This is a genomic window from Pseudomonas sp. AP42, from assembly GCF_001728935.1.
Taxonomy (GTDB): Bacteria; Pseudomonadota; Gammaproteobacteria; order Pseudomonadales; family Pseudomonadaceae; genus Aquipseudomonas; species Aquipseudomonas lactis.
On record NZ_LYSO01000025.1, the window covers coordinates 1 to 17,463 of the forward strand.

Below are 17,463 nucleotides of genomic sequence, written 5' to 3' on the forward strand. Positions count from 1 at the left end.
GTGGCCGTTGCCTAAATAACGGATATGTACCCGGTCCAACTGTGTTGACTGCCAGACCGCCTTCGCGAGCAAGCCCGCTCCCACAGTTTTGACCGCGGGGTGTCAGGTAGATAAGTGTCGGCTGGCAGGCCGCCATCGCAGGCAAGCCAGCTCCCACATTTGCTCGTCATCGCTTGCAAAATGACGGACGACTAGCTCACCAAACTACGCAACGCGCTGATCTGCGGGATCTCTACCCGGCGCATATACACGCGTAGCGGCTCGGTGATGTTGATGCGGTCGTCGATATTCTGGTCGAGCAACAACTGCAGGCGCGCTCGGCACAGGGTCATGGTGTGGTCGGCGGCCGGCAGCCAGACGAACTCGGCTGTAGGGATGATGCCGTCATCAGCCACGTCCATGCCGAATGAGTCTTCGCTGAAACGTACGATGTACTGGCCGGTCTTGCGGTTGAGGCCGACAAATCCCTGGAGTTGGTCGGCGGCCTGGCAGATAAGCTCGGAAGTGATGCGCATGGTAAACCTCACTGAAAAGTCCCACAGGGACTGGAAAGATGGTTTACACGCGTGGCAAAAAATACCGCCCTCTGACGGGGCAGCTACCCGTAAGAATACTGCAACGCCCTGCAAAAAAGTTCACAAAATTGGCCGGTGCGCACGTTAATGTCGGTTTGGTGATAGCGCCGTTCGCAATCAATTGTTAAAAAGGACACCTTCTCAAAGTTACCTCCACGAAAGGACTTCGCATATGCCTGTCACGTTTTCCAAAAGCGCCTTGCTGCTGGCGCTGATGCTCGGCCTTGGCCAGGCACAGGCTGCCGAGCCGGTCAGCCCGGCCGAATTGGCGACAAACGAAGGCATCCCCTATCCTGCCGTGATCGCTCACCGTGGCGCTTCCTACGACGCGCCTGAATCCACCGCCGCGGCCTACAAGGTTGCACGCGACTTGGGCGCCGACTACCTGGAACTGGACCTGCAACGCAGCAAAGATGGCGTGCTGTTCGCCCTGCACGACAACAACCTGCAGCGCACCACCGACGTCGCCACCAAGTTCCCCGAGCGCAAAGACGCGCCCGCCAACGAGTTCACCTGGAAAGAACTGCAAACCCTCGACGCCGGCAGCTGGTTCAACGCCGCCTACCCGGACCGCGCGCGCCCTGGTTTCGTTGGCCTGAAGATTCAGAGCCTGGACGACATCATCAAGATCGCCGAAGGCAACCCCTCGCACAAACCCGGCCTGTACATCGAGACCAAGGAGCCCAAGCAGTTCCCGGGTATCGAAGCCGACCTGAAAAACAAGCTGCTGGACAAAGGCTGGCTGAGCTCCGCCGGTTCCAAGCTGGGCAAGAGCAACACCGGTGTCGGCCAGGGCAAAGGCCGCGTGGTGCTGCAAACCTTCGAAACCGCCAGCCTCAAAGAGCTGCAGAAGGAAATGCCCAATACCCCGAAAATCCTGCTGTTGTGGGTGGGTGAAGGCAGTATCGAGCCCAAATCCAAAGTGACCTTCGCCGAGTCTGGCGAAACCACCAAGGCCGCCTACTACGCCAAGCAAGAGCCCAAAGACGCCGCCGAATTCGAAAAGTGGGTCGATGAAGCCAAAAGCCTCGGCGCCATCGGCACCGGCCCCTCGGCAGAGTTGACCGACCACGGCGACCAGAGCTACACCGACCTGGTGAAGCCTGAAATGAACAAGCTGACCCACGACAAGGGCCTGCTGGTGCATGTGTATACCGTGGATGAGCCGGTGGACTTCGAGAAGGTGATGAAGGCCGGCGTCGATGGCATCTTCACCAACCGCGCCGCCGAGCTGTTGAAGTTCTACAAGCGCTGGCCCTCGTCCAGCGTGCAAGACCTGCTCAACGACCATAAGTACTAAAAGCGTTGGTGTCAGTGAGCCATTAAGGATGAGTTAAGTTGCGCCGGTTAATCTGGCGCCACTTAAACAGCTCAACCTAAGAAGGACACACACCATGAAAACTTTGACTGCCCTGTTCGCTGCTACTGCCCTGACCTTGACCGCCGGCCTGGCCCAGGCTGATGTCCGTCCGGACCAGATTCCTAGCCTGCTCAAGTCCGGTGAAGTGATGGCGTTCGAAAAGCTCAACGCCGCCGCCGTCGCCCAACATGCCGGCGCGACCATCAACGATACCGAGTTGGATCACGAAGCGGGCAAGCTGGTCTACGAAGTGGACCTGACCGACACTACCGGCAAAAAATGGGATGTGAAGCTCGACGCCAAGACCGGTGCCGTGCTGGAAAACAAGCAAGACACCTGAGTTGAACCTTGAAAAAACGCGCCACCTTCGGGTGGCGCGTTTTTTTATGCGCGCCTCAAACCGTCACATAACCGTCATACCGCCTTGCAATGATTCGCCTAGGAACCTGTGAAACGTCCTACAGGCCCTTTCTCTGCGAGTCGCCATGAACCACAGCATCGACCACGCCCACCAGGATTCCGATCTGTTTGGCCTGCTTTACGGTTTCCGCTTTCGCCCCGGCGAAAAAGGCCAACAAATTGATTCCGCCACCGCCCTCGCCGCCTTGCAGCAACCGCCAGACCCGGAAGAATTCCTGTGGCTGCACCTGAACCTGGCCCACGCCGCCTGCGAGCGCTGGATGCAGGCGCATTTGTCGCTGCCGGAAGAATTTTTTGAAGCCCTGCACGAGGGCTCGCGCTCCACACGCATCGAGCATGTGGACTCGGCCTTGCTGGCGGTGGTCAACGATGTGGTGTTCAACTTCAGCAGCATGGTGTCGTCGGATATTTCCACGCTGTGGGTGTGCGCCCGCAGCCGCTTGCTGGTGAGCGCGCGCCTGCAGCCGTTGCACTCGGTGGATAAATTGCGCTCGTCGGTGAAGGCCGGCGAACACTTTCGCTCCCCCTTGGAGCTGTTGGTGCACCTGCTGCGCGACCAGGGCGAAGTGCTGACGCAGATCGTGCGCAAGACCAGTATCAGCGTCGACCATATCGAAGATCAGCTGTTGTCTTCGCGACTGTCCATTAACCGCGCCGAACTGGGTGCCGCCCGCCGCGTGCTGGTGCGCCTGCAACGCCTGCTGGCGCTGGAACCGGGCTCGCTGCTGCGCCTGCTCAATCGCCCGCCGCAATGGCTGCAAAAGGAAGACGTGAAGGAGTTACGCAAATCCACCGAGGAATTTGCGCTGATCATCAACGACCTGACCGCCTTGGGCGAGCGCATCAAGCTGTTGCAGGAAGAGATCGCCGCCAACCTTAATGAACAGAGCAACCGCACGCTGTTTACCCTCACGGTGGTGACAGTGCTGGCGCTGCCGATCAACATCATTGCCGGTTTTTTTGGCATGAATGTGGGTGGGGTGCCCCTGTCTCAAGACCCGGAAGGCTTCTGGATATTGGTGGCCTTGGTCGCAACCTTTACCCTGATCGCCGGGCGTTGGGCCTTTCGCAAATTCTCAAATTGAAATAAGCCCCAATTGTGGGAGCTGGCTTGCCTGCTCCCACAGGGGTTATGCGTATGTTCAGTGATTGAAGAGTCCAGCCATCGCTTTGAGCCGCTTCTTGTACACCCGCCGCGCCTCCAAAGCTTCCTCCAGACTCACCGCCACAAACCCCGCCCGCTGGTTAGGCTGCATTTGCCCAATCAAGTCCAGGTCGGCGCTGATCACCGTGCCAATCATCGCGTAGCCACCGCCCGATACCGCATCGCGGTGCAGCACAATCGGCTCCAGCCCCGCCGGTACTTGAATCGAGCCAATCGGGTAGCAACTGTCGACGATGTTGGACGGATCGGAGCCCGCGCCAAACGGCTGTTCCCGTGGCTGGAAGCTCAACGCGCTGCCGCCCTTGAAGCGATAGCCAATGCGATCGGCCTCGGAGCCCACCGTCCACGGTTCGGCAAAAAAGCTGCTTTTGGCTTCGTCAGTCAAGCGCTCGTAATACAGCCCCGGCACCACCCGCAACGTCACGTCGCCGCCGACCGAACGCCGCAACGCCATCGGCAAGCTGTTGCCCGCACGCCCCGCACCGCTGGCGGTGCCGATCGGCAATTGATCGCCCTCCTGCAAGCGCCGGCCATTAAACCCGCCGAGGGCGCCGAGGGTGTAGGTGGAGCGGCTGCCGAGCACCAACGGCACATCGATACCGCCGGCGACGGCAAGATAAGTACGTGCGCCGGCCTTGGGAAACTCGAACCGCAGCACCTGCCCGGCGCGCACGGCAAAGGCGGTGTCCTGGTGCACCACTTCGCCGTCCAGGCGCGGCGACATCAAGGCGCCGCTCAAGGCCACCAGCGCGTCCTGCTGGAACTCCAACTGCGGCCCGATCAACGTGCATTCCAGGCCCGCCGCACCCACGGGATTGCCCACCAGGTGGTTGGCCGCACTCAACGCGTATTGGTCCAGCGCCCCCGACGGTGGGATGCCCAAGTGGTAATAGCCTTCACGGCCCAGGTCCTGCACGGAGGTGGCGAGGCCAGGTTTGAGGACCTTGATCATGCCAGCACCTCCTGCAGGGTTTTCGGATAGCCGATGGGGTCGGCGAGAAAGGCATCCAGGGAAAATTCCACCGGGCGAATGCGTAAATCGAAACGCCCGGCGTCCACCTCGGCGACGGCCCGGTCATAAGCCTCGCGGTCTATCGGCTTGAACTGCACGATATCCCCAGGGCGGAAGAACACCATGTGCGCCTTGAGGTACGCCAACTGCTGCGCCGGGTCGTAGATCGGTGCCGGGGTAACGCCGAACATCTGGTAACCGCCCGCCCCTCGCACTGAGTAGATACAACCAAAGCAGCCGCCATGGCCCAGGGTCAGTTTCGGTGTGTCGGTGCGTGGCCGCAGGTATTTGGGTACCTGCAATTGCCGCTCGCGTTCGACCATCTGGAACATGAACGGCAAGCCCGCGACAAAGCCGACCATCGACACAAACCACGGCGCGCCACTGTGGGCGGCGATGAACGCGTTTACGTCGGCCAGGCCATTGATGCGTGCGGCGTATTCCAGGTCGGTGCCGCTGGGGTCTTGGTGGCGGTCACGAAAGCGCATCAGGGTTTCGTGAGTCCAGGGGTCGTTATAGAGCACCGGGATTTCGATGATGCGCGTGCGCAAGGTGCGCTCGGCCACGGCCTGGGCTTCGGCGCTTTGCACGGCGTCGAGCAGTACATGGGGCGCGATGCGGTCGGGGTCGAAGCGAATCTGGAACGATGCATTGGCCAGGCACACATCCAGTACGCCTTCCAGCGCCAGGCGCTCCACGGCGCGGGTCACCGCCATGCCCTTGAAAAAAGCCTCCAGGGACATGCTGTCGCTGACCTCGGCAAACAGGTGTTCATCACCGCCGAAGCTGTAGCGCATGGGGGACGTTTCAGCCATGTCTGTTCCTCTTGGAATCATTGTAGAAAGGCAGGCAAAAAAGTAAGGGTTGGATCTTATTGGGGTGTTCTGACGTCGATGCCCGCCTGGTCCAGGGCTGCACGGGTGGCCTCCACCAGTTCCAGGGCGCCGGGGGTGTCGCTGTGCAGGCAGATGGAATCGAATTCAATCGCCAGGTCTTCGCCTTCGACGGTCCGTACCAGGCCGGTCTGGCAGGCACGCAAGACCCGCGCGGCAACCGTGGCGGGGTCCAGCGCCCGCACGTTGCGAGTAAACACGATGGAGCCGCTCAGGTCGTATTCACGGTCGGCATAGAACTCGCGCACCACCGGCTGCCCCAGTTCCTTGGCAATGCGCCAGATCACCGAGTTGGGCATGCAGTACAGCAACAGCGTGGGCTCGATGATTTGCAGGTTTTGCACCAACAGCCGCGCAGCTTCTTCATCGCGGGCCAGGTGCATGTACAGCGCGCCGTGAGGCTTGATGTGTTGCAGGCTCATGCCTTGGGCACGGGCCATTTCACGCAGGGCACCGAGTTGGTAGAGCATGTCGTCCACCAGCTCCTGGGCCGGTGCGTTGATATGCCGGCGACCGAAACCCACCAGGTCACGAAAGCCTGGGTGCGCGCCAATCGCCACACCCAGTTGCTTGGCGCGCTCGACGGTGCGGCGCATGGTGCCGGGGTCGCCGGCGTGAAAGCCGGTGGCGATATTGGCCGAGCTGATGTAGGCCATCAGCTCTGCGTCGACGCCGTCGCCGATGGTCCAGGGGCCAAAGCCTTCGCCCATGTCTGAATTGAAATCCACTGCCTGCATCGAGGTCGCTCCGCCAAAGGTGATGTCCGCAAAGTAGGCCGGGGCTTGACCCCTTGGGAAGATCTATTATCAGATGGCCCATCTTCTGAAAATCAGATATCGCCCATGTCCCTTACCTTGCGCCAGGTGCGCTACTTCGTCGCCACCGCTGAAATCGGCCAGATTTCTCAGGCGGCGATTCACTTGAATATTTCCCAATCGGCGGTGACTACGGCGATCAAGGAGCTGGAAGCCATGCTCGGCGTGCAGTTGTTCGTGCGCTCGGCCCAGGGCATGAACCTCACCGACGCCGGGCGGCATTTTCTCAACCGTGCCTATGTGATTGTGCGCAGCGTGGAAGACGCCCTGAACAGCCCGCTGCCGGACTACCGCGCCAGCGGCGTGTTGCGGGTGGCGGCCAGCTACACGGTGTTGGGTTATTTCCTGCCGCACCATTTGCAGCGCATGGAACATTGGCATCCGGACGTGACCATTGAGGTGTTCGAGCAGGAACGCCAGGCCATCGAACAGGGCCTGCTCGATGGCCAGTTCGACATGGCCGTGGTGCTCACCGCCAACCTCACCCACGCAGATATCGTCTCGGAAATTCTATTCAACTCCGAGCGCCGCCTGTGGTTGCCCAGCCATCACCCGTTGTGCGAACGCGATGCCGTGAGCCTGGCCGACGTGGCCCAAGAACCCTACATTTTGCTCACCGTCGATGAAGCCGAACACAGCGCCATGCGCTACTGGGAACAGGCCGGGCAAACGCCCAAGGTGCGGCTGCGCACCAGTTCGGTGGAAGCGGTGCGCAGCATGGTTGCCAACGGCAGCGGCGTGGCGATCCTGTCAGACCTGGTGCACCGGCCCTGGTCCCTGGAAGGCAAGCGCATCGAAACCCTGACCGTCACCGACCCGGTCACGCCCATGAGCGTCGGCCTGGCCTGGCACCGCGAGCGCGCCTTTACCCCGGCGATGCAAGCGTTCCGGGATTACTTCCACGACGCGTTCCTGGCACCGCAGCAGTTGTCGGCACGCCGCTAGAGATGGGCGTGCAGGGTGGCGGCCAACCAGTCCATGAACACCCGCACTCGTAATGGCAAATGCCGCTGGCCGGCGTACAGCAACGACACATCCAGGGGCGGCGCCTGGTAGTCGGGCAACACCGCCACCAACTCGCCGCTGGCCAACAAGTCGCGTATGCCGAGCTGCGGCACCTGGGTGATGCCAAACCCGCCCAGGCATGCCGACTGATAGGCGTCGGTGCTGTTGACCGTCACCCGGCCTGCCATCGGTAACCGCTGCACCTTGTTGCCCACCAGGTACTCGAACCCGGCCGAGCGTGCGCCCAGTGGCCGCACGTAATGCACCAACTGGTGATGCGCCAGGTCTGCCAGGGTTTTGGGCACGCCATACCGTTGCAGGTACGCCGCGCTCGCGCAGTTGACCATCGGCATGCTGCACACCCGTCGCGCTACCACGGTTTGATCGGGCTGGGCGCCGACGCGCACCACGCAGTCGAACCCTTCGGCAATCAGGTCCACTTGGCGGTCCGAACAACTGATCTCCATGTCGATCAGCGGGTGGCGCGCCATGAAGGTGGGCAGGTTCGGCAAAATCAAACCTCGCGCCATGACATTGGGCATGTCCACCCGTATGCGCCCGGCCAGTTGGGTTTCATCCTGGCGAAACAAGCCCTCCAATTCCTCCATGTGCGCCAGCAGGTCCTTGCTGCGTTCGTACAGCACACGACCATCCTGGGTCGCTTGCACCTTGCGTGTGGTGCGTTGCAACAGCCGCGCACCCAGCAGTTCTTCCAGCGCCTGCACATGCTCGGACACGGTGGAGCGCGGCAGGCCGAGGCTTTCACCGGCCTTTGTGAAACTCGACAATTCCGTCACCCGCACAAAGGTGCGCAGCAGCTCAAGCTTGTTCATTAGATTGTTCGCCTTATCCGGCCAGTGATTCCGTTATAGCGCTGTTTATCACGTAATGGCCGGACAAATACACTCAGTCCCACTAACCCCATTCGAGGACTGCCCCATGACCCGTAAAATCGCACTCATCACCGGCGCCAGCCGTGGCCTGGGCAAAAGCGCTGCCCTGCACCTGGCTGCGCAAGGCATCGACATCATCGGCACCTACCACAGCGCAGCGGCCGAAGCCCAAGCCGTGGTTGCTCAAGTAGAGGCCTTGGGCGGCCGCGCAGCCATGCTGCAATTGGATGTAAGCCAGAGCGCGACCTTCGATGCGTTCGTTGGCCAGATCGGTACGTTGCTCAAGGATGTGTTCGCCGTGGATCGCTTCGATTTCCTGATCAACAACGCTGGAGTCGGCACCCACGCAAGCTTTGTCGAGACCACCGAAGCCCAGTTCGACCAGTTGGTGGCGATCCACGTGAAGGCGCCGTTTTTTCTCACGCAAAAACTGCTGCCGTTGATCAACGACGGCGGGCGCATCATCAATATTTCCAGCGGCCTGGCACGCTTCAGCCTGCCGGGTTATGCGGCCTACGCGTCCATGAAAGGCGCGGTGGAAGTGTTGTCGCGCTACCAGGCTAAAGAGCTCGGCCCACGGGGGATTACCGTGAACACCCTGGCACCGGGTGCGATTGCCACCGACTTCGGCGGCGGCGCGGTACGCGATAACACCGACGTAAATACGATGGTGGCCAACAACACCGCCCTGGGCCGCGCTGGCTTGCCGGACGACATTGGCGGCGCGATTTCGATCTTGCTGGCCGAGGGCAGCCACTGGATCACCGGCCAGCGGATCGAGGCGTCGGGCGGGATGTTCCTCTAAACGGCTTCCCCTCTGTAGGAGCGAGCTTGCTCGCGAAAAACTCAAGAGCGCCGCGTGTTTCCAGAGGTCCCGCGTTATCGTTGGCGATCTTCGCGAGCAAGCTCGCTCCTACAGGGTAACTGGGGTTTTACCGGCGAATTTCTCGCGCAACACGTCATAACCCCAGTGGTACACGTAGGTGTACGGCAGGAAGAACAGCAACACGCCAATGTCGAGGATGAAGGCTTCCAGCAGGCTGATCTTCATCAAGGCGGCAATCAACGGCACCGCCAGCACAATCAGGCCGCCTTCAAACAGCAGCGCATGCAGCACACGGGTCCAACCGCCGTTGGCCAGTTGCAGGCGGGTTTTAAGGCGGTCGAACAGGCTGTTGAACACCACGTTCCAGCTCAGTGCCAACAGGCTGATGCCCAAGGTCACTGCGCCCATCTCCAGCGCCGGCCGGCCGGTGATCCACACCAGCAGTGGCGTGCAGATCAACAAGGCCAACCCTTCGAAACCAAGGGCTTGAAAAACGCGTTCAGTAAGGGATTTGGTAGGGGTCATGACCCGGCTCCGTGAGTGACGATGGTTGCCATGATCAGGCTTTGTCTCGATACTTCATAACCAATAACCATCGATCAAGGCGATAGTCATGGCCTCCCATGAAGTGCTTCAGGCGTTTGTCCAGGCGGCCACCCAAGGCTCGTTTTCCGCGGCGGCGCGCAAGCTGGGCAAGAGCCAGTCCACCGTAAGCGCGGCGGTGGCCAGCCTTGAGATCGACCTGGACGTGGTGCTGTTTGACCGCAGCAGCCGCAAACCGACCCTCACGCCCGCGGGGCATGTTTTGCTGCAACGGGCTGAGCAAGTGCTGGAAGCCAGTAGCCGCCTGGAGCTGGCGGCCAGTCAGTTATCGCAAGGCCTGGAGCCGAAGCTGAGTATCGCCATGTCCGATACTTACCAATCCGATCGGTTCGAGGTCGCCCTCACCGCCTTCGAACAACGCTACCCGGACCTTGAGCTGGAATGCCTGATCGCGGAATGCGAAGACCTGATCGCGCTGGTGCAAAGTGGCCGGGCGCAGATCGCGTTTATCGAGCAACAGGAAGTCTACCCGCCGGACCTGACGTTTTCCCCCGTGGAGGAACGCACGGAGATCGCGCTGTTCGTCTCGCCTAAACACCCGTTGGCGAGCCTGGAAAAGGTTGCCCCGCACACCCTGCAACAACACCGGGAGTTGCGCTTGGCGAGCATCATCAGCCCCAATGAAAACCGCGGCACGCAACGCGTCTGGTCGGCGCCCAGTTACCTGATGCTGATGGAAATGGCGCAGCTGGGTTTTGGTTGGGCACCCATACCGCGCTGGCTGGTGGAGCGCTTTGGCGGCAACCAGTTGGTTGAACTCAAGGTGCGCAGTTGGCCGCGTTCAGTGGCGGTGGATGCGCTTTGGTCGCGGCAACAGCCGCCGGGGCCTGCGGGGAGCTGGTTGCTGGAGAAGATGCTGGAATGAGCCTGTAGGAGCGAGCTTGCTCGCGAAGAACGTCAACGATAACGCGTGCTTCCTGAAGAAACGCGGCGTCGGTGAGTTTTTCGCGAGCAAGCTCGCTCCTACAGTTGGATCGTCACTGTCTGGGGGAATTGAGTTCGGCGAGGCGTCCCGTGATGAAGCGTTTTTCTGGCGCCTGTTGGGTCCGGGCCAAAGCTTTTTCGTACGCGCTGCGGGCTTCGTCAAACCGCCCCAACTGCCGGCAAAACTCCCCACGCGCCGAATGCGCCAAGTGGTAGTCCTGCAACTCACCGCGCTGCAAAAGGTTGTCTACCAGCGCCAACCCCGCCAACGGCCCCTGCTCCATCGCTACCGCCACCGCACGGTTCAACTCGATCACCGGCGACGGCACAGCCCTGAGCAATACATCGTAGAGCCCGACAATCTGCCGCCAATCGGTTTGCCCCGCGCTGGGCGCCTCGGCGTGTACGGCGGCAATCGCCGCCTGCAGGCAATACGGTCCAAAGCGCCGCGTGGTGAGCGCCTGCTCCACCAGTGCGCAGCCTTCAGCGATCAAGGCGCTGTCCCAAAGCGTACGATCCTGAGCGTCCAACAGCACCAGTTCGCCGCTGGCAGAAGTACGGGCGGGCCGGCGCGACTCGTGCAGCAGCATCAACGCCAGCAAGCCCATGACTTCCGGCTCGGGCAGCAGCTCCAGCAGCAAACGGCCCAGGCGAATCGCCTCCAGGATCAGCTCTTCACGGGTGAGATCGGCACCCGCTGAGGCCGAATAGCCCTCGTTGAACACCAGGTAAATCACCCGCAGCACACTGTCCAACCGCTCGGGCAATTCGGCTCGGGACGGCACTTGATAGGGGATTTTCGCCTCACGGATCTTGCCCTTGGCGCGCACGATGCGTTGGGCAATGGTGGTGGGTGTGACAAGAAAAGCGTGAGCGATGGCCTCGGTGCTCAGGTCGCAGATCTCGCGCAAGGTCAGCGCAACCTGGGCGTCGGCTGCCAACGCTGGGTGGCAGCACGTGAATACCAGGCGCAGGCGGTCGTCTTCCACGTCTTCATCACTCCACGGCGCGGCCTCCAGCGCGTCGGCCTGCGCCTCCAATAACGGGGTGAACCGCGACTGGCGCCGCAAGCGGTCGATGGCCTTGAAGCGGCCGGTGGACACCAGCCACGCACGAGGATTATCCGGCACGCCATCCTCGGGCCAGCGCTGCACGGCGACAAAAAATGCTTCGTGCAGCGCCTCCTCGGCCAGGTCGAAATCCCCCAGCACGCGAATCAACGTCGCGAGCACGCGGCGTGATTCGCTGCGGTAAATGGCGTCGATCTGCGCGGTCAATCGGCCATGTCCTCGGTCACCCACTTCACCAGGCGCTCCAGGCTCCGGCCCCAGCCATCATGAAAGCCCCATGGCCTGGTGGGCCTGCTGGACAGTTCAAATTCAGCGGGTTGAGTGTTCACTGGGAAACCTCCTCAAGGCTTTTGATTATTGTGTTGAGAGATCCAATTGGCGCACGGGGCGCACTTCCACACTGCCGACCCGAGCCGCCGGAATGCCGCCCGCCACCTGGAGCGCTTCATTGAGGTCCTTGGCATCGATCAGGTAGAACCCGGCGAGCTGCTCCTTGGTTTCGGCAAACGGCCCGTCGGTGATCGACAGCTTGCCGTTGCGCATGCGCACGGTAGTGGCGGTGGTCACCGACTCCAGCGGCTCGGCGGCCAGCATGCGCCCGCTGGCCTGGATGGACTCGGCGTAGGCCAGACATTCCGAGTCATGGGGGCTGTCGGGCGAGGTGTGCAACACCTGTTCGTCGCTGTAGATAAGGCACAGGTATTTCATGGCGTTCTCCGTTTTCGGACTACTGACTATAGTTCGCGATGCTCAAGGTTTCAGGTCGAACAACGCCGTGCCGCTGTGCATATCAAACGGTGCCGACCAGTGCTCGTGCACCACCTTCCATTGGCCATCGATGCGCTGGTAGCCGGCGGTTACGCGCATCCAGCAAGCCTTCACCTCACCGTCCGGCCCGGCGCCGCCGCAGTGGGCCAGCCAATGGGCGAATGCGCTGTCTGGCGCTTCGACGACATGCAGTTCATGAAACTCGAAGATGCCGGGCCCGGGGCAGTGCTCCATGCACGCTTCCCAGTGTGCGCGGTAGGCCGCCTTGCCTTTGAATTGCAGGGCGGTTACGGCGTCGAACGAGACGATATCGTCGGCGTAAAAGCTGACAATCTGGTCGATATCGCGGCTGACAACGGCGTGTTTCCATTGCTCGATCAGGCTCTTGATTGCAGTGCTCATGGCGATGACTCCTTGGGGTGAAAAATCACGGAAGACACCCTTAGTCGAATGGCCCGAAGGGAAATCGACATACCCCTGAAAAATAATTTCCCATGGCCCAAACCCGATAAACTGCCACTTCCCTTGCAGCCGTTCGGACAGCCCCATGCAAACCCGCCTCGTTGCCTACGAGGCGCTGAACGCTGTGCAACAACAGCAAGTCGGCGCCATCGAAGTTCACCCTGAACAACTGCCGTTTTGCGGTGATATGTATTGCGCCCTCAATACCCTGCTCGCCAACCCGAGCCCTGGGGTCAAGGGCTTCGCGCTGTTGGCCAACGACCTTCCCGTGGCGTTCCTGCTGCTCAAGCGCCCGCCGTGCCTGCCTCATTGGGCCGATGAACACAGCGCCACCCTCCACGCACTACAGGTAGACCGGCATCAGCAGGGGCGTGGATACGGCAAGGTGTGTTTGCGGGCGTTGCCCGCCGTGGCGCGCGAGGCATGGCCGCAGATCAAGGGGTTGGAGTTGTCGGTGGATGCCCACAACCTGGCGGCGATGGGGTTGTACCTAAGGGCGGGATGGGTGGATCGCGGTGAGGCGTACAAGGGCCGCGTAGGGTATGAGCGCCGGTTGAGTTTCAGGTTTGATCCATAGCGGCAATGTCACGTAAACATGACTTTTAAGCGTGCATGTCGTGTTTACGTGACATCAGGCGCCGTGTCAGCCCCGCTCCCCGATCGGCAGCCAGATCTCCACCGTCCCCGTGCCCTTCCTGGCATCGAAATCCGCGCTGTAGCGCTCAAAATCCGCGCCCATGACCTTGTAGCCCGAATGCGGCAGCCATTCGAACATGATGCGTTCGTAGGTTTGCTCAAGCGCCTGCACCGGCCCGTAGTGGGGGAACACGGCATAGTTGAGTGGCGGAATTTCGATCACCTCGAAATTGCTCGGCACGTCCTTCTTGGCCGGGACTTCAACACCTGCCAGGTAATCGAATTCGCCGTGATGCGGGTTATGGCACACCCCGTAGGTCACACCGCCAATGCGCTTCTTGATGTCCTTGATGCAGGTATCGAACAACTCCCACAGCCGTGGGATATCGCCCACGGTGGCTTTCGAATATCGCCCTTGCACCCCGGCGATCACCAAGGCTTTGCCGGCTTCCAGGCGTGGCTCCAACGGTTGTTTTGTCTGCTGATCCATACGAACAGTCTCCTTCTTATGAGGGAACAAACCCGCATCGAGTATAGGGGCATATCTGCGTTGCACTCCATGTAGAAAATTTCCTACGCATCTGGACAACGGGCCATCATCGCCCGTATTGTCTGCCCCGCAGGCCACCGCAGTGGCCGACGTCGCTCGGACGGTTCCGGGCGCTTACGTACCTCGAGGCAACAATGGCAGACCAAGGTTCGCCGCGCCGCTTTGCGCGCATAGATCGACTCCCCCCCTATGTTTTCAATATCACTGCCGAGCTGAAGATGGCTGCGCGTCGGCGCGGCGAAGACATCATCGACTTGAGCATGGGTAACCCTGACGGCGCCACGCCTGCTCATATCGTGGAGAAAATGGTCACCGTCGCCCAGCGCGACGACACCCACGGCTACTCCACCTCAAAAGGCATTCCGCGCCTGCGTCGGGCAATCTCGCGCTGGTACAAGGACCGTTACGCGGTGGATATCGACCCCGAGTCCGAAGCCATCGTGACCATCGGTTCCAAGGAAGGCCTGGCGCACTTGATGCTGGCCACCCTGGACCAAGGCGATACCGTGCTGGTCCCCAACCCCAGCTACCCGATTCATATCTACGGCGCAGTGATTGCCGGCGCCCAGGTGCGTTCGGTGCCACTGATACCCGGCGTGGACTTCTTCGCTGAGCTGGAGCGCGCGATTCGCGGCTCGATCCCCAAGCCGAAGATGATGATCCTCGGCTTCCCGTCCAACCCCACCGCGCAGTGCGTGGAACTGGACTTCTTCGAACGGGTGATCGCCCTGGCCAAGCAGTACGACGTACTGGTGGTGCACGACCTGGCCTACGCCGACATCGTCTACGACGGCTGGAAAGCCCCGTCGATCATGCAAGTACCCGGCGCCAAGGACATTGCGGTGGAGTTTTTCACCCTGTCCAAGAGCTACAACATGGCCGGCTGGCGCATCGGCTTCATGGTGGGTAACCCGGAACTGGTCAATGCCCTGGCGCGCATCAAGAGCTACCACGACTACGGCACCTTCACCCCGCTGCAAGTGGCGGCAATTGCGGCGCTGGAAGGCGACCAACAGTGCGTCAAAGACATCGCCGAGCAGTACCGCCAGCGCCGCAATGTGCTGGTCAAAGGCCTGCATGAGCTGGGCTGGATGGTGGAGAACCCGAAGGCGTCGATGTATGTCTGGGCCAAGATTCCCGAGCAGTACGCGGCCATGGGCTCGCTGGAGTTTGCCAAGAAACTGCTATTGGAAGCGAAGGTGTGTGTGTCGCCGGGGATCGGCTTTGGTGAGTATGGCGACGATCATGTGCGCTTTGCGCTGATCGAGAACCAGGACCGGATTCGCCAGGCCGTGCGCGGGATTCGCGGGATGTTCAGGGCGGATGGGTTGGTCAGCAAGGCCTGACCTGATCCACCTGAAGAAACCCAATCAATGTGGGAGCTGGCTTGCCTGCGATGGCAGTGTTGGATTCACTACCGCTATCGCAGGCAAGCCAGCTCCCACACTTGATCAGTTCCCACTCTTGCTTTGGGGTGTGGCTTACACCACCAACGACAGCAACATGATGAAGATCAGCGCCACGATCGACAGAATGGTCTCCATCGCCGTCCAGGTCTTGAACGTCTCGGCCACGGTCATGTTGAAGTACTGCTTGACCAGCCAGAACCCCGCATCGTTGACGTGAGACAGGATCAACGAACCTGCGCCCGTCGCCAGCACCAACAACTCACGGTTAACCCCAGGGATCATGCCCACCACCGGCACCACAATGCCTGCGCCAGTAATGGTCGCGACCGTGGCGGAACCGGTGGCAATCCGAATCACCGCCGCCACCAGCCACGCCAGCAGGATCGGGTTGATCTGCGCGTTCACCGCCATATGGCCGATCACGTCACCCACACCGCTGGTCACCAGCATCTGCTTGAAGCCACCACCGGCACCGATGATCAGGATGATCGCGGCGGTCGGCGCCAGGCTGGCGTCGAGCAGCTTGAGGATCTGCTTGGAGTGGATGCCCTGGCGATGGCCAAAGGTGTACAGCGACAACAGCAAGGCCAGCAACAGCGCAGTGATCGGGTGGCCGATCATGTCCATCCAGTTGCGCACCACGTTGCCTTCGGCAAACGCGATGTCGGCAAAGGTTTTGAGCAGCATCAGAAACACCGGCAGCAGCACGGTGATCAGGGTGATGCTGAAGCTTGGCAGCGACTTGTTGCCGGTCTCACGGGCCAGTTGGTCCACCAGTTCCTGGGACGGGTTACCGGGGATATACTTGGCGATGAACGTACCGAAGATCGGGCCGGCGATGATGGCGGTCGGCAGGGCGACGATCAGGCCGTACAGGATGGTCTTGCCGATATCGGCACCGAACACGCCGATGGCCAGCAGCGGGCCTGGGTGCGGTGGCACCAGGCCGTGCACCGCCGAGAGGCCAGCGAGCAGCGGAATACCGATCTTGATCAGCGACACGCCGGTACGCCGGGCGACGATAAACACCAGCGGGATCAGCAACACAAAGCCGATCTCGAAGAACAGCGGGATGCCCACCAGGAACGCGGCGAACATCATCGCCCACTGGACCTTTTCCTTGCCGAAGGCGCGGATCAGGGTCTGGGCGATCTGATCGGCACCGCCGGACTCGGCCATCATCTTGCCGAGCATCGTGCCCAGCGCGAGGATGATGCCGACAAAGCCGAGCACCCCGCCGAAACCGTCCTGGAACGCCTTGATGATCTTGTCCACGGGCATGCCCGAGGTCAGGCCGAGGAAGCCGGCCGCGATGATCAGTGCAATGAACGGGTGCACCTTGAACTTGGTGATCAGTACGATCAACCCGATGATAGTGACTACTGCATCTAGCAGCAGGTAGGACTCGTGGGACATGCCAAACATGGGGGGTCTCTCCTGTTTGTTGTTGTTATTAAAGCGGGTGTTGAACTTCCTGCCGGGGATAGCGCTATCTTTCCGGCAAAAAATTAATGAGTAGGTTCAAAGCCGTGCTTGCGCCACCAGGTATCGGTCTGCTCGGCCAGCTCCTTCACGCTGTCTTCACTGGCGTTCAAGGCCAGGGTCAGCGGCTCGCCCTTGGGCGATTCAAGGGTGGCGAACTGGCTGTCGATCAGGCTGGCCGGCATGAAATGGCCGGGGCGGTGAGACACGCGGTCGGCGGCGACTTCGCGGGTCAGCTCCAAGAAGACAAACCCCAGACCCGGCGCGGCTTCGCGCAGGTGGTCACGGTATTTTTTCTTCAGGGCCGAACAGGTCAGTACGGGATGCTCGCCGGCTTTCAACGCGCGGCGCAGTTCATCGCACAGGATGTCGAGCCAGCCGGCGCGGTCGTCGTCGTTGAGGGGGTGGCCGGCGCTCATCTTTTCGATGTTCGCGGCAGGGTGAAAGCTGTCGCCTTCAATGGCAGTGGCGCCGTTGAGGGCGCACAGGGCTTGGCTGACGCTGGACTTGCCACAGCCGGAAACACCCATGATGACCAGGGCGGTAACAGGTTGACTCATGAAACACCTCAGGACGCAGATAGCGCTACCTTTGC

The 17,463-nt window shown here is 61.1% G+C and carries 21 protein-coding genes; 8 read left to right on the plus strand and 13 right to left on the minus strand.

The window, feature by feature from the left end:
- Positions 1-191 precede the first annotated feature (191 nt).
- Complete coding sequence (locus A7K61_RS12105; protein ID WP_032895610.1) at positions 192-515, minus strand: DUF2025 family protein; 324 nt, start codon at positions 513-515, stop codon at positions 192-194.
- Positions 516-747: 232 nt separating this feature from the next.
- Here A7K61_RS12105 and A7K61_RS12110 point away from each other — a divergent pair, with 232 nt between their 5' ends.
- From A7K61_RS12110 to A7K61_RS12120, 3 genes are all read left to right on the plus strand, one after another.
- Positions 748-1,875 carry a glycerophosphodiester phosphodiesterase family protein gene (locus A7K61_RS12110; RefSeq protein ID WP_044273186.1) on the plus strand — a complete coding sequence of 376 codons (1,128 nt, stop codon included), beginning with the start codon at positions 748-750 and terminating at the stop codon, positions 1,873-1,875.
- Between the two features lie 94 nt (positions 1,876-1,969).
- Positions 1,970-2,275, plus strand: a complete 306-nt coding sequence (locus tag A7K61_RS12115) for a PepSY domain-containing protein (protein WP_014719623.1) — start codon at positions 1,970-1,972, stop codon at positions 2,273-2,275.
- A 145-nt stretch (positions 2,276-2,420) separates the two neighbouring features.
- Positions 2,421-3,440, plus strand: coding sequence for a transporter (locus A7K61_RS12120; RefSeq protein WP_069557640.1), 1,020 nt, complete (start codon positions 2,421-2,423; stop codon positions 3,438-3,440).
- Between the two features lie 57 nt (positions 3,441-3,497).
- On the opposite strand, the gene A7K61_RS12125 is transcribed toward A7K61_RS12120, so the two are convergent.
- From A7K61_RS12125 to A7K61_RS12135, 3 genes are read right to left on the minus strand one after another with little or no spacing between them, the layout of a single operon-like run.
- Positions 3,498-4,472, minus strand: coding sequence for a biotin-dependent carboxyltransferase family protein (locus A7K61_RS12125; protein WP_069557641.1), 975 nt, complete (start codon positions 4,470-4,472; stop codon positions 3,498-3,500).
- Positions 4,469-5,347: an allophanate hydrolase subunit 1 gene (locus tag A7K61_RS12130; RefSeq protein WP_069557642.1), complete on the minus strand. Its 879-nt coding sequence runs from the start codon at positions 5,345-5,347 to the stop codon at positions 4,469-4,471. Before A7K61_RS12130 ends, A7K61_RS12125 begins: the two co-directional genes overlap by 4 nt.
- Before the next feature lie 56 nt (positions 5,348-5,403).
- Complete coding sequence (locus tag A7K61_RS12135; protein WP_069557643.1) at positions 5,404-6,162, minus strand: 5-oxoprolinase subunit PxpA; 759 nt, start codon at positions 6,160-6,162, stop codon at positions 5,404-5,406.
- Between the two features lie 105 nt (positions 6,163-6,267).
- On the opposite strand from A7K61_RS12135, the gene A7K61_RS12140 reads away from it, so the two are divergent.
- Positions 6,268-7,185 (plus strand): LysR family transcriptional regulator, encoded by a 918-nt coding sequence (locus A7K61_RS12140; protein WP_044273183.1) that lies wholly within the window; start codon positions 6,268-6,270, stop codon positions 7,183-7,185.
- On the opposite strand, the gene A7K61_RS12145 is transcribed toward A7K61_RS12140, so the two are convergent.
- Entirely contained in the window at positions 7,182-8,078 is an 897-nt protein-coding gene (locus A7K61_RS12145) for a LysR family transcriptional regulator (RefSeq protein WP_044273182.1), read from the minus strand. The genes A7K61_RS12140 and A7K61_RS12145 overlap by 4 nt on opposite strands.
- Positions 8,079-8,184: 106 nt before the next feature.
- Here A7K61_RS12145 and A7K61_RS12150 point away from each other — a divergent pair, with 106 nt between their 5' ends.
- Entirely contained in the window at positions 8,185-8,943 is a 759-nt protein-coding gene (locus A7K61_RS12150) for an SDR family NAD(P)-dependent oxidoreductase (RefSeq protein ID WP_044273181.1), read from the plus strand.
- Between the two features lie 108 nt (positions 8,944-9,051).
- Here A7K61_RS12150 and A7K61_RS12155 read toward each other — a convergent pair whose 3' ends face one another.
- Positions 9,052-9,489 carry a multidrug/biocide efflux PACE transporter gene (locus tag A7K61_RS12155; protein ID WP_047711629.1) on the minus strand — a complete coding sequence of 146 codons (438 nt, stop codon included), beginning with the start codon at positions 9,487-9,489 and terminating at the stop codon, positions 9,052-9,054.
- 88 nt (positions 9,490-9,577) lie between these two features.
- On the opposite strand from A7K61_RS12155, the gene A7K61_RS12160 reads away from it, so the two are divergent.
- Positions 9,578-10,432, plus strand: coding sequence for a LysR family transcriptional regulator (locus tag A7K61_RS12160; RefSeq protein ID WP_047711630.1), 855 nt, complete (start codon positions 9,578-9,580; stop codon positions 10,430-10,432).
- A gap of 112 nt (positions 10,433-10,544) precedes the next feature.
- Here the strand turns inward: A7K61_RS12160 and A7K61_RS12165 are convergent, their stop codons facing one another.
- From A7K61_RS12165 to A7K61_RS12175, 4 genes are read right to left on the minus strand one after another with little or no spacing between them, the layout of a single operon-like run.
- The gene (locus A7K61_RS12165) at positions 10,545-11,768 is read right to left on the minus strand and encodes an RNA polymerase sigma factor (RefSeq protein WP_069557644.1); all 1,224 of its coding nucleotides are present in this window, start codon (positions 11,766-11,768) and stop codon (positions 10,545-10,547) included.
- Positions 11,765-11,890, minus strand: a complete 126-nt coding sequence (locus A7K61_RS33700; protein WP_256557798.1) for a hypothetical protein — start codon at positions 11,888-11,890, stop codon at positions 11,765-11,767. The genes A7K61_RS12165 and A7K61_RS33700 overlap by 4 nt, the downstream gene beginning before the upstream one ends.
- A 25-nt stretch (positions 11,891-11,915) precedes the next feature.
- Complete coding sequence (locus A7K61_RS12170; RefSeq protein ID WP_003193695.1) at positions 11,916-12,269, minus strand: YciI family protein; 354 nt, start codon at positions 12,267-12,269, stop codon at positions 11,916-11,918.
- A 42-nt stretch (positions 12,270-12,311) separates the two neighbouring features.
- On the minus strand, positions 12,312-12,731 hold the full coding sequence (locus A7K61_RS12175; RefSeq protein ID WP_044273176.1) for a nuclear transport factor 2 family protein: 420 nt from the start codon (positions 12,729-12,731) through the stop codon (positions 12,312-12,314).
- Positions 12,732-12,876: 145 nt separating this feature from the next.
- Between A7K61_RS12175 and A7K61_RS12180 the strand changes: the two genes are divergently transcribed.
- Positions 12,877-13,368 (plus strand): N-acetyltransferase, encoded by a 492-nt coding sequence (locus tag A7K61_RS12180; RefSeq protein ID WP_069557645.1) that lies wholly within the window; start codon positions 12,877-12,879, stop codon positions 13,366-13,368.
- A 66-nt stretch (positions 13,369-13,434) separates the two neighbouring features.
- Here A7K61_RS12180 and A7K61_RS12185 read toward each other — a convergent pair whose 3' ends face one another.
- Positions 13,435-13,917 carry a GyrI-like domain-containing protein gene (locus A7K61_RS12185; RefSeq protein WP_069557646.1) on the minus strand — a complete coding sequence of 161 codons (483 nt, stop codon included), beginning with the start codon at positions 13,915-13,917 and terminating at the stop codon, positions 13,435-13,437.
- Between the two features lie 194 nt (positions 13,918-14,111).
- Here A7K61_RS12185 and alaC point away from each other — a divergent pair, with 194 nt between their 5' ends.
- Positions 14,112-15,323: an alanine transaminase gene (alaC, locus tag A7K61_RS12190; protein WP_044273173.1), complete on the plus strand. Its 1,212-nt coding sequence runs from the start codon at positions 14,112-14,114 to the stop codon at positions 15,321-15,323.
- A gap of 135 nt (positions 15,324-15,458) precedes the next feature.
- Here alaC and A7K61_RS12195 read toward each other — a convergent pair whose 3' ends face one another.
- Positions 15,459-16,811 (minus strand): GntP family permease, encoded by a 1,353-nt coding sequence (locus tag A7K61_RS12195; RefSeq protein ID WP_069557647.1) that lies wholly within the window; start codon positions 16,809-16,811, stop codon positions 15,459-15,461.
- Between the two features lie 83 nt (positions 16,812-16,894).
- Positions 16,895-17,428, minus strand: coding sequence for a gluconokinase (locus tag A7K61_RS12200; protein ID WP_044273172.1), 534 nt, complete (start codon positions 17,426-17,428; stop codon positions 16,895-16,897).
- Positions 17,429-17,463 lie beyond the last annotated feature (35 nt).

What these genes read in the sequence shown, in the direction of transcription:
- A7K61_RS12120 (WP_069557640.1), top strand. Translation starts at nt 2,421, where the DNA reads ATGAACCACAGCATCGACCACGCCCACCAGGATTCCGATCTGTTTGGC.
- A7K61_RS12170 (WP_003193695.1), bottom strand. Translation starts at nt 12,269, where the DNA reads ATGAAATACCTGTGCCTTATCTACAGCGACGAACAGGTGTTGCACACC.
- A7K61_RS12140 (WP_044273183.1), top strand. Translation starts at nt 6,268, where the DNA reads ATGTCCCTTACCTTGCGCCAGGTGCGCTACTTCGTCGCCACCGCTGAA.
- A7K61_RS12200 (WP_044273172.1), bottom strand. Translation starts at nt 17,428, where the DNA reads ATGAGTCAACCTGTTACCGCCCTGGTCATCATGGGTGTTTCCGGCTGT.
- A7K61_RS12160 (WP_047711630.1), top strand. Translation starts at nt 9,578, where the DNA reads ATGGCCTCCCATGAAGTGCTTCAGGCGTTTGTCCAGGCGGCCACCCAA.
- A7K61_RS12175 (WP_044273176.1), bottom strand. Translation starts at nt 12,731, where the DNA reads ATGAGCACTGCAATCAAGAGCCTGATCGAGCAATGGAAACACGCCGTT.
- A7K61_RS12125 (WP_069557641.1), bottom strand. Translation starts at nt 4,472, where the DNA reads ATGATCAAGGTCCTCAAACCTGGCCTCGCCACCTCCGTGCAGGACCTG.
- A7K61_RS12150 (WP_044273181.1), top strand. Translation starts at nt 8,185, where the DNA reads ATGACCCGTAAAATCGCACTCATCACCGGCGCCAGCCGTGGCCTGGGC.
- A7K61_RS12110 (WP_044273186.1), top strand. Translation starts at nt 748, where the DNA reads ATGCCTGTCACGTTTTCCAAAAGCGCCTTGCTGCTGGCGCTGATGCTC.
- A7K61_RS12130 (WP_069557642.1), bottom strand. Translation starts at nt 5,347, where the DNA reads ATGGCTGAAACGTCCCCCATGCGCTACAGCTTCGGCGGTGATGAACAC.
- A7K61_RS12185 (WP_069557646.1), bottom strand. Translation starts at nt 13,917, where the DNA reads ATGGATCAGCAGACAAAACAACCGTTGGAGCCACGCCTGGAAGCCGGC.
- A7K61_RS12180 (WP_069557645.1), top strand. Translation starts at nt 12,877, where the DNA reads ATGCAAACCCGCCTCGTTGCCTACGAGGCGCTGAACGCTGTGCAACAA.
- alaC (WP_044273173.1), top strand. Translation starts at nt 14,112, where the DNA reads ATGGCAGACCAAGGTTCGCCGCGCCGCTTTGCGCGCATAGATCGACTC.
- A7K61_RS12105 (WP_032895610.1), bottom strand. Translation starts at nt 515, where the DNA reads ATGCGCATCACTTCCGAGCTTATCTGCCAGGCCGCCGACCAACTCCAG.
- A7K61_RS12135 (WP_069557643.1), bottom strand. Translation starts at nt 6,162, where the DNA reads ATGCAGGCAGTGGATTTCAATTCAGACATGGGCGAAGGCTTTGGCCCC.
- A7K61_RS12195 (WP_069557647.1), bottom strand. Translation starts at nt 16,811, where the DNA reads ATGTTTGGCATGTCCCACGAGTCCTACCTGCTGCTAGATGCAGTAGTC.
- A7K61_RS12155 (WP_047711629.1), bottom strand. Translation starts at nt 9,489, where the DNA reads ATGACCCCTACCAAATCCCTTACTGAACGCGTTTTTCAAGCCCTTGGT.
- A7K61_RS12115 (WP_014719623.1), top strand. Translation starts at nt 1,970, where the DNA reads ATGAAAACTTTGACTGCCCTGTTCGCTGCTACTGCCCTGACCTTGACC.
- A7K61_RS12145 (WP_044273182.1), bottom strand. Translation starts at nt 8,078, where the DNA reads ATGAACAAGCTTGAGCTGCTGCGCACCTTTGTGCGGGTGACGGAATTG.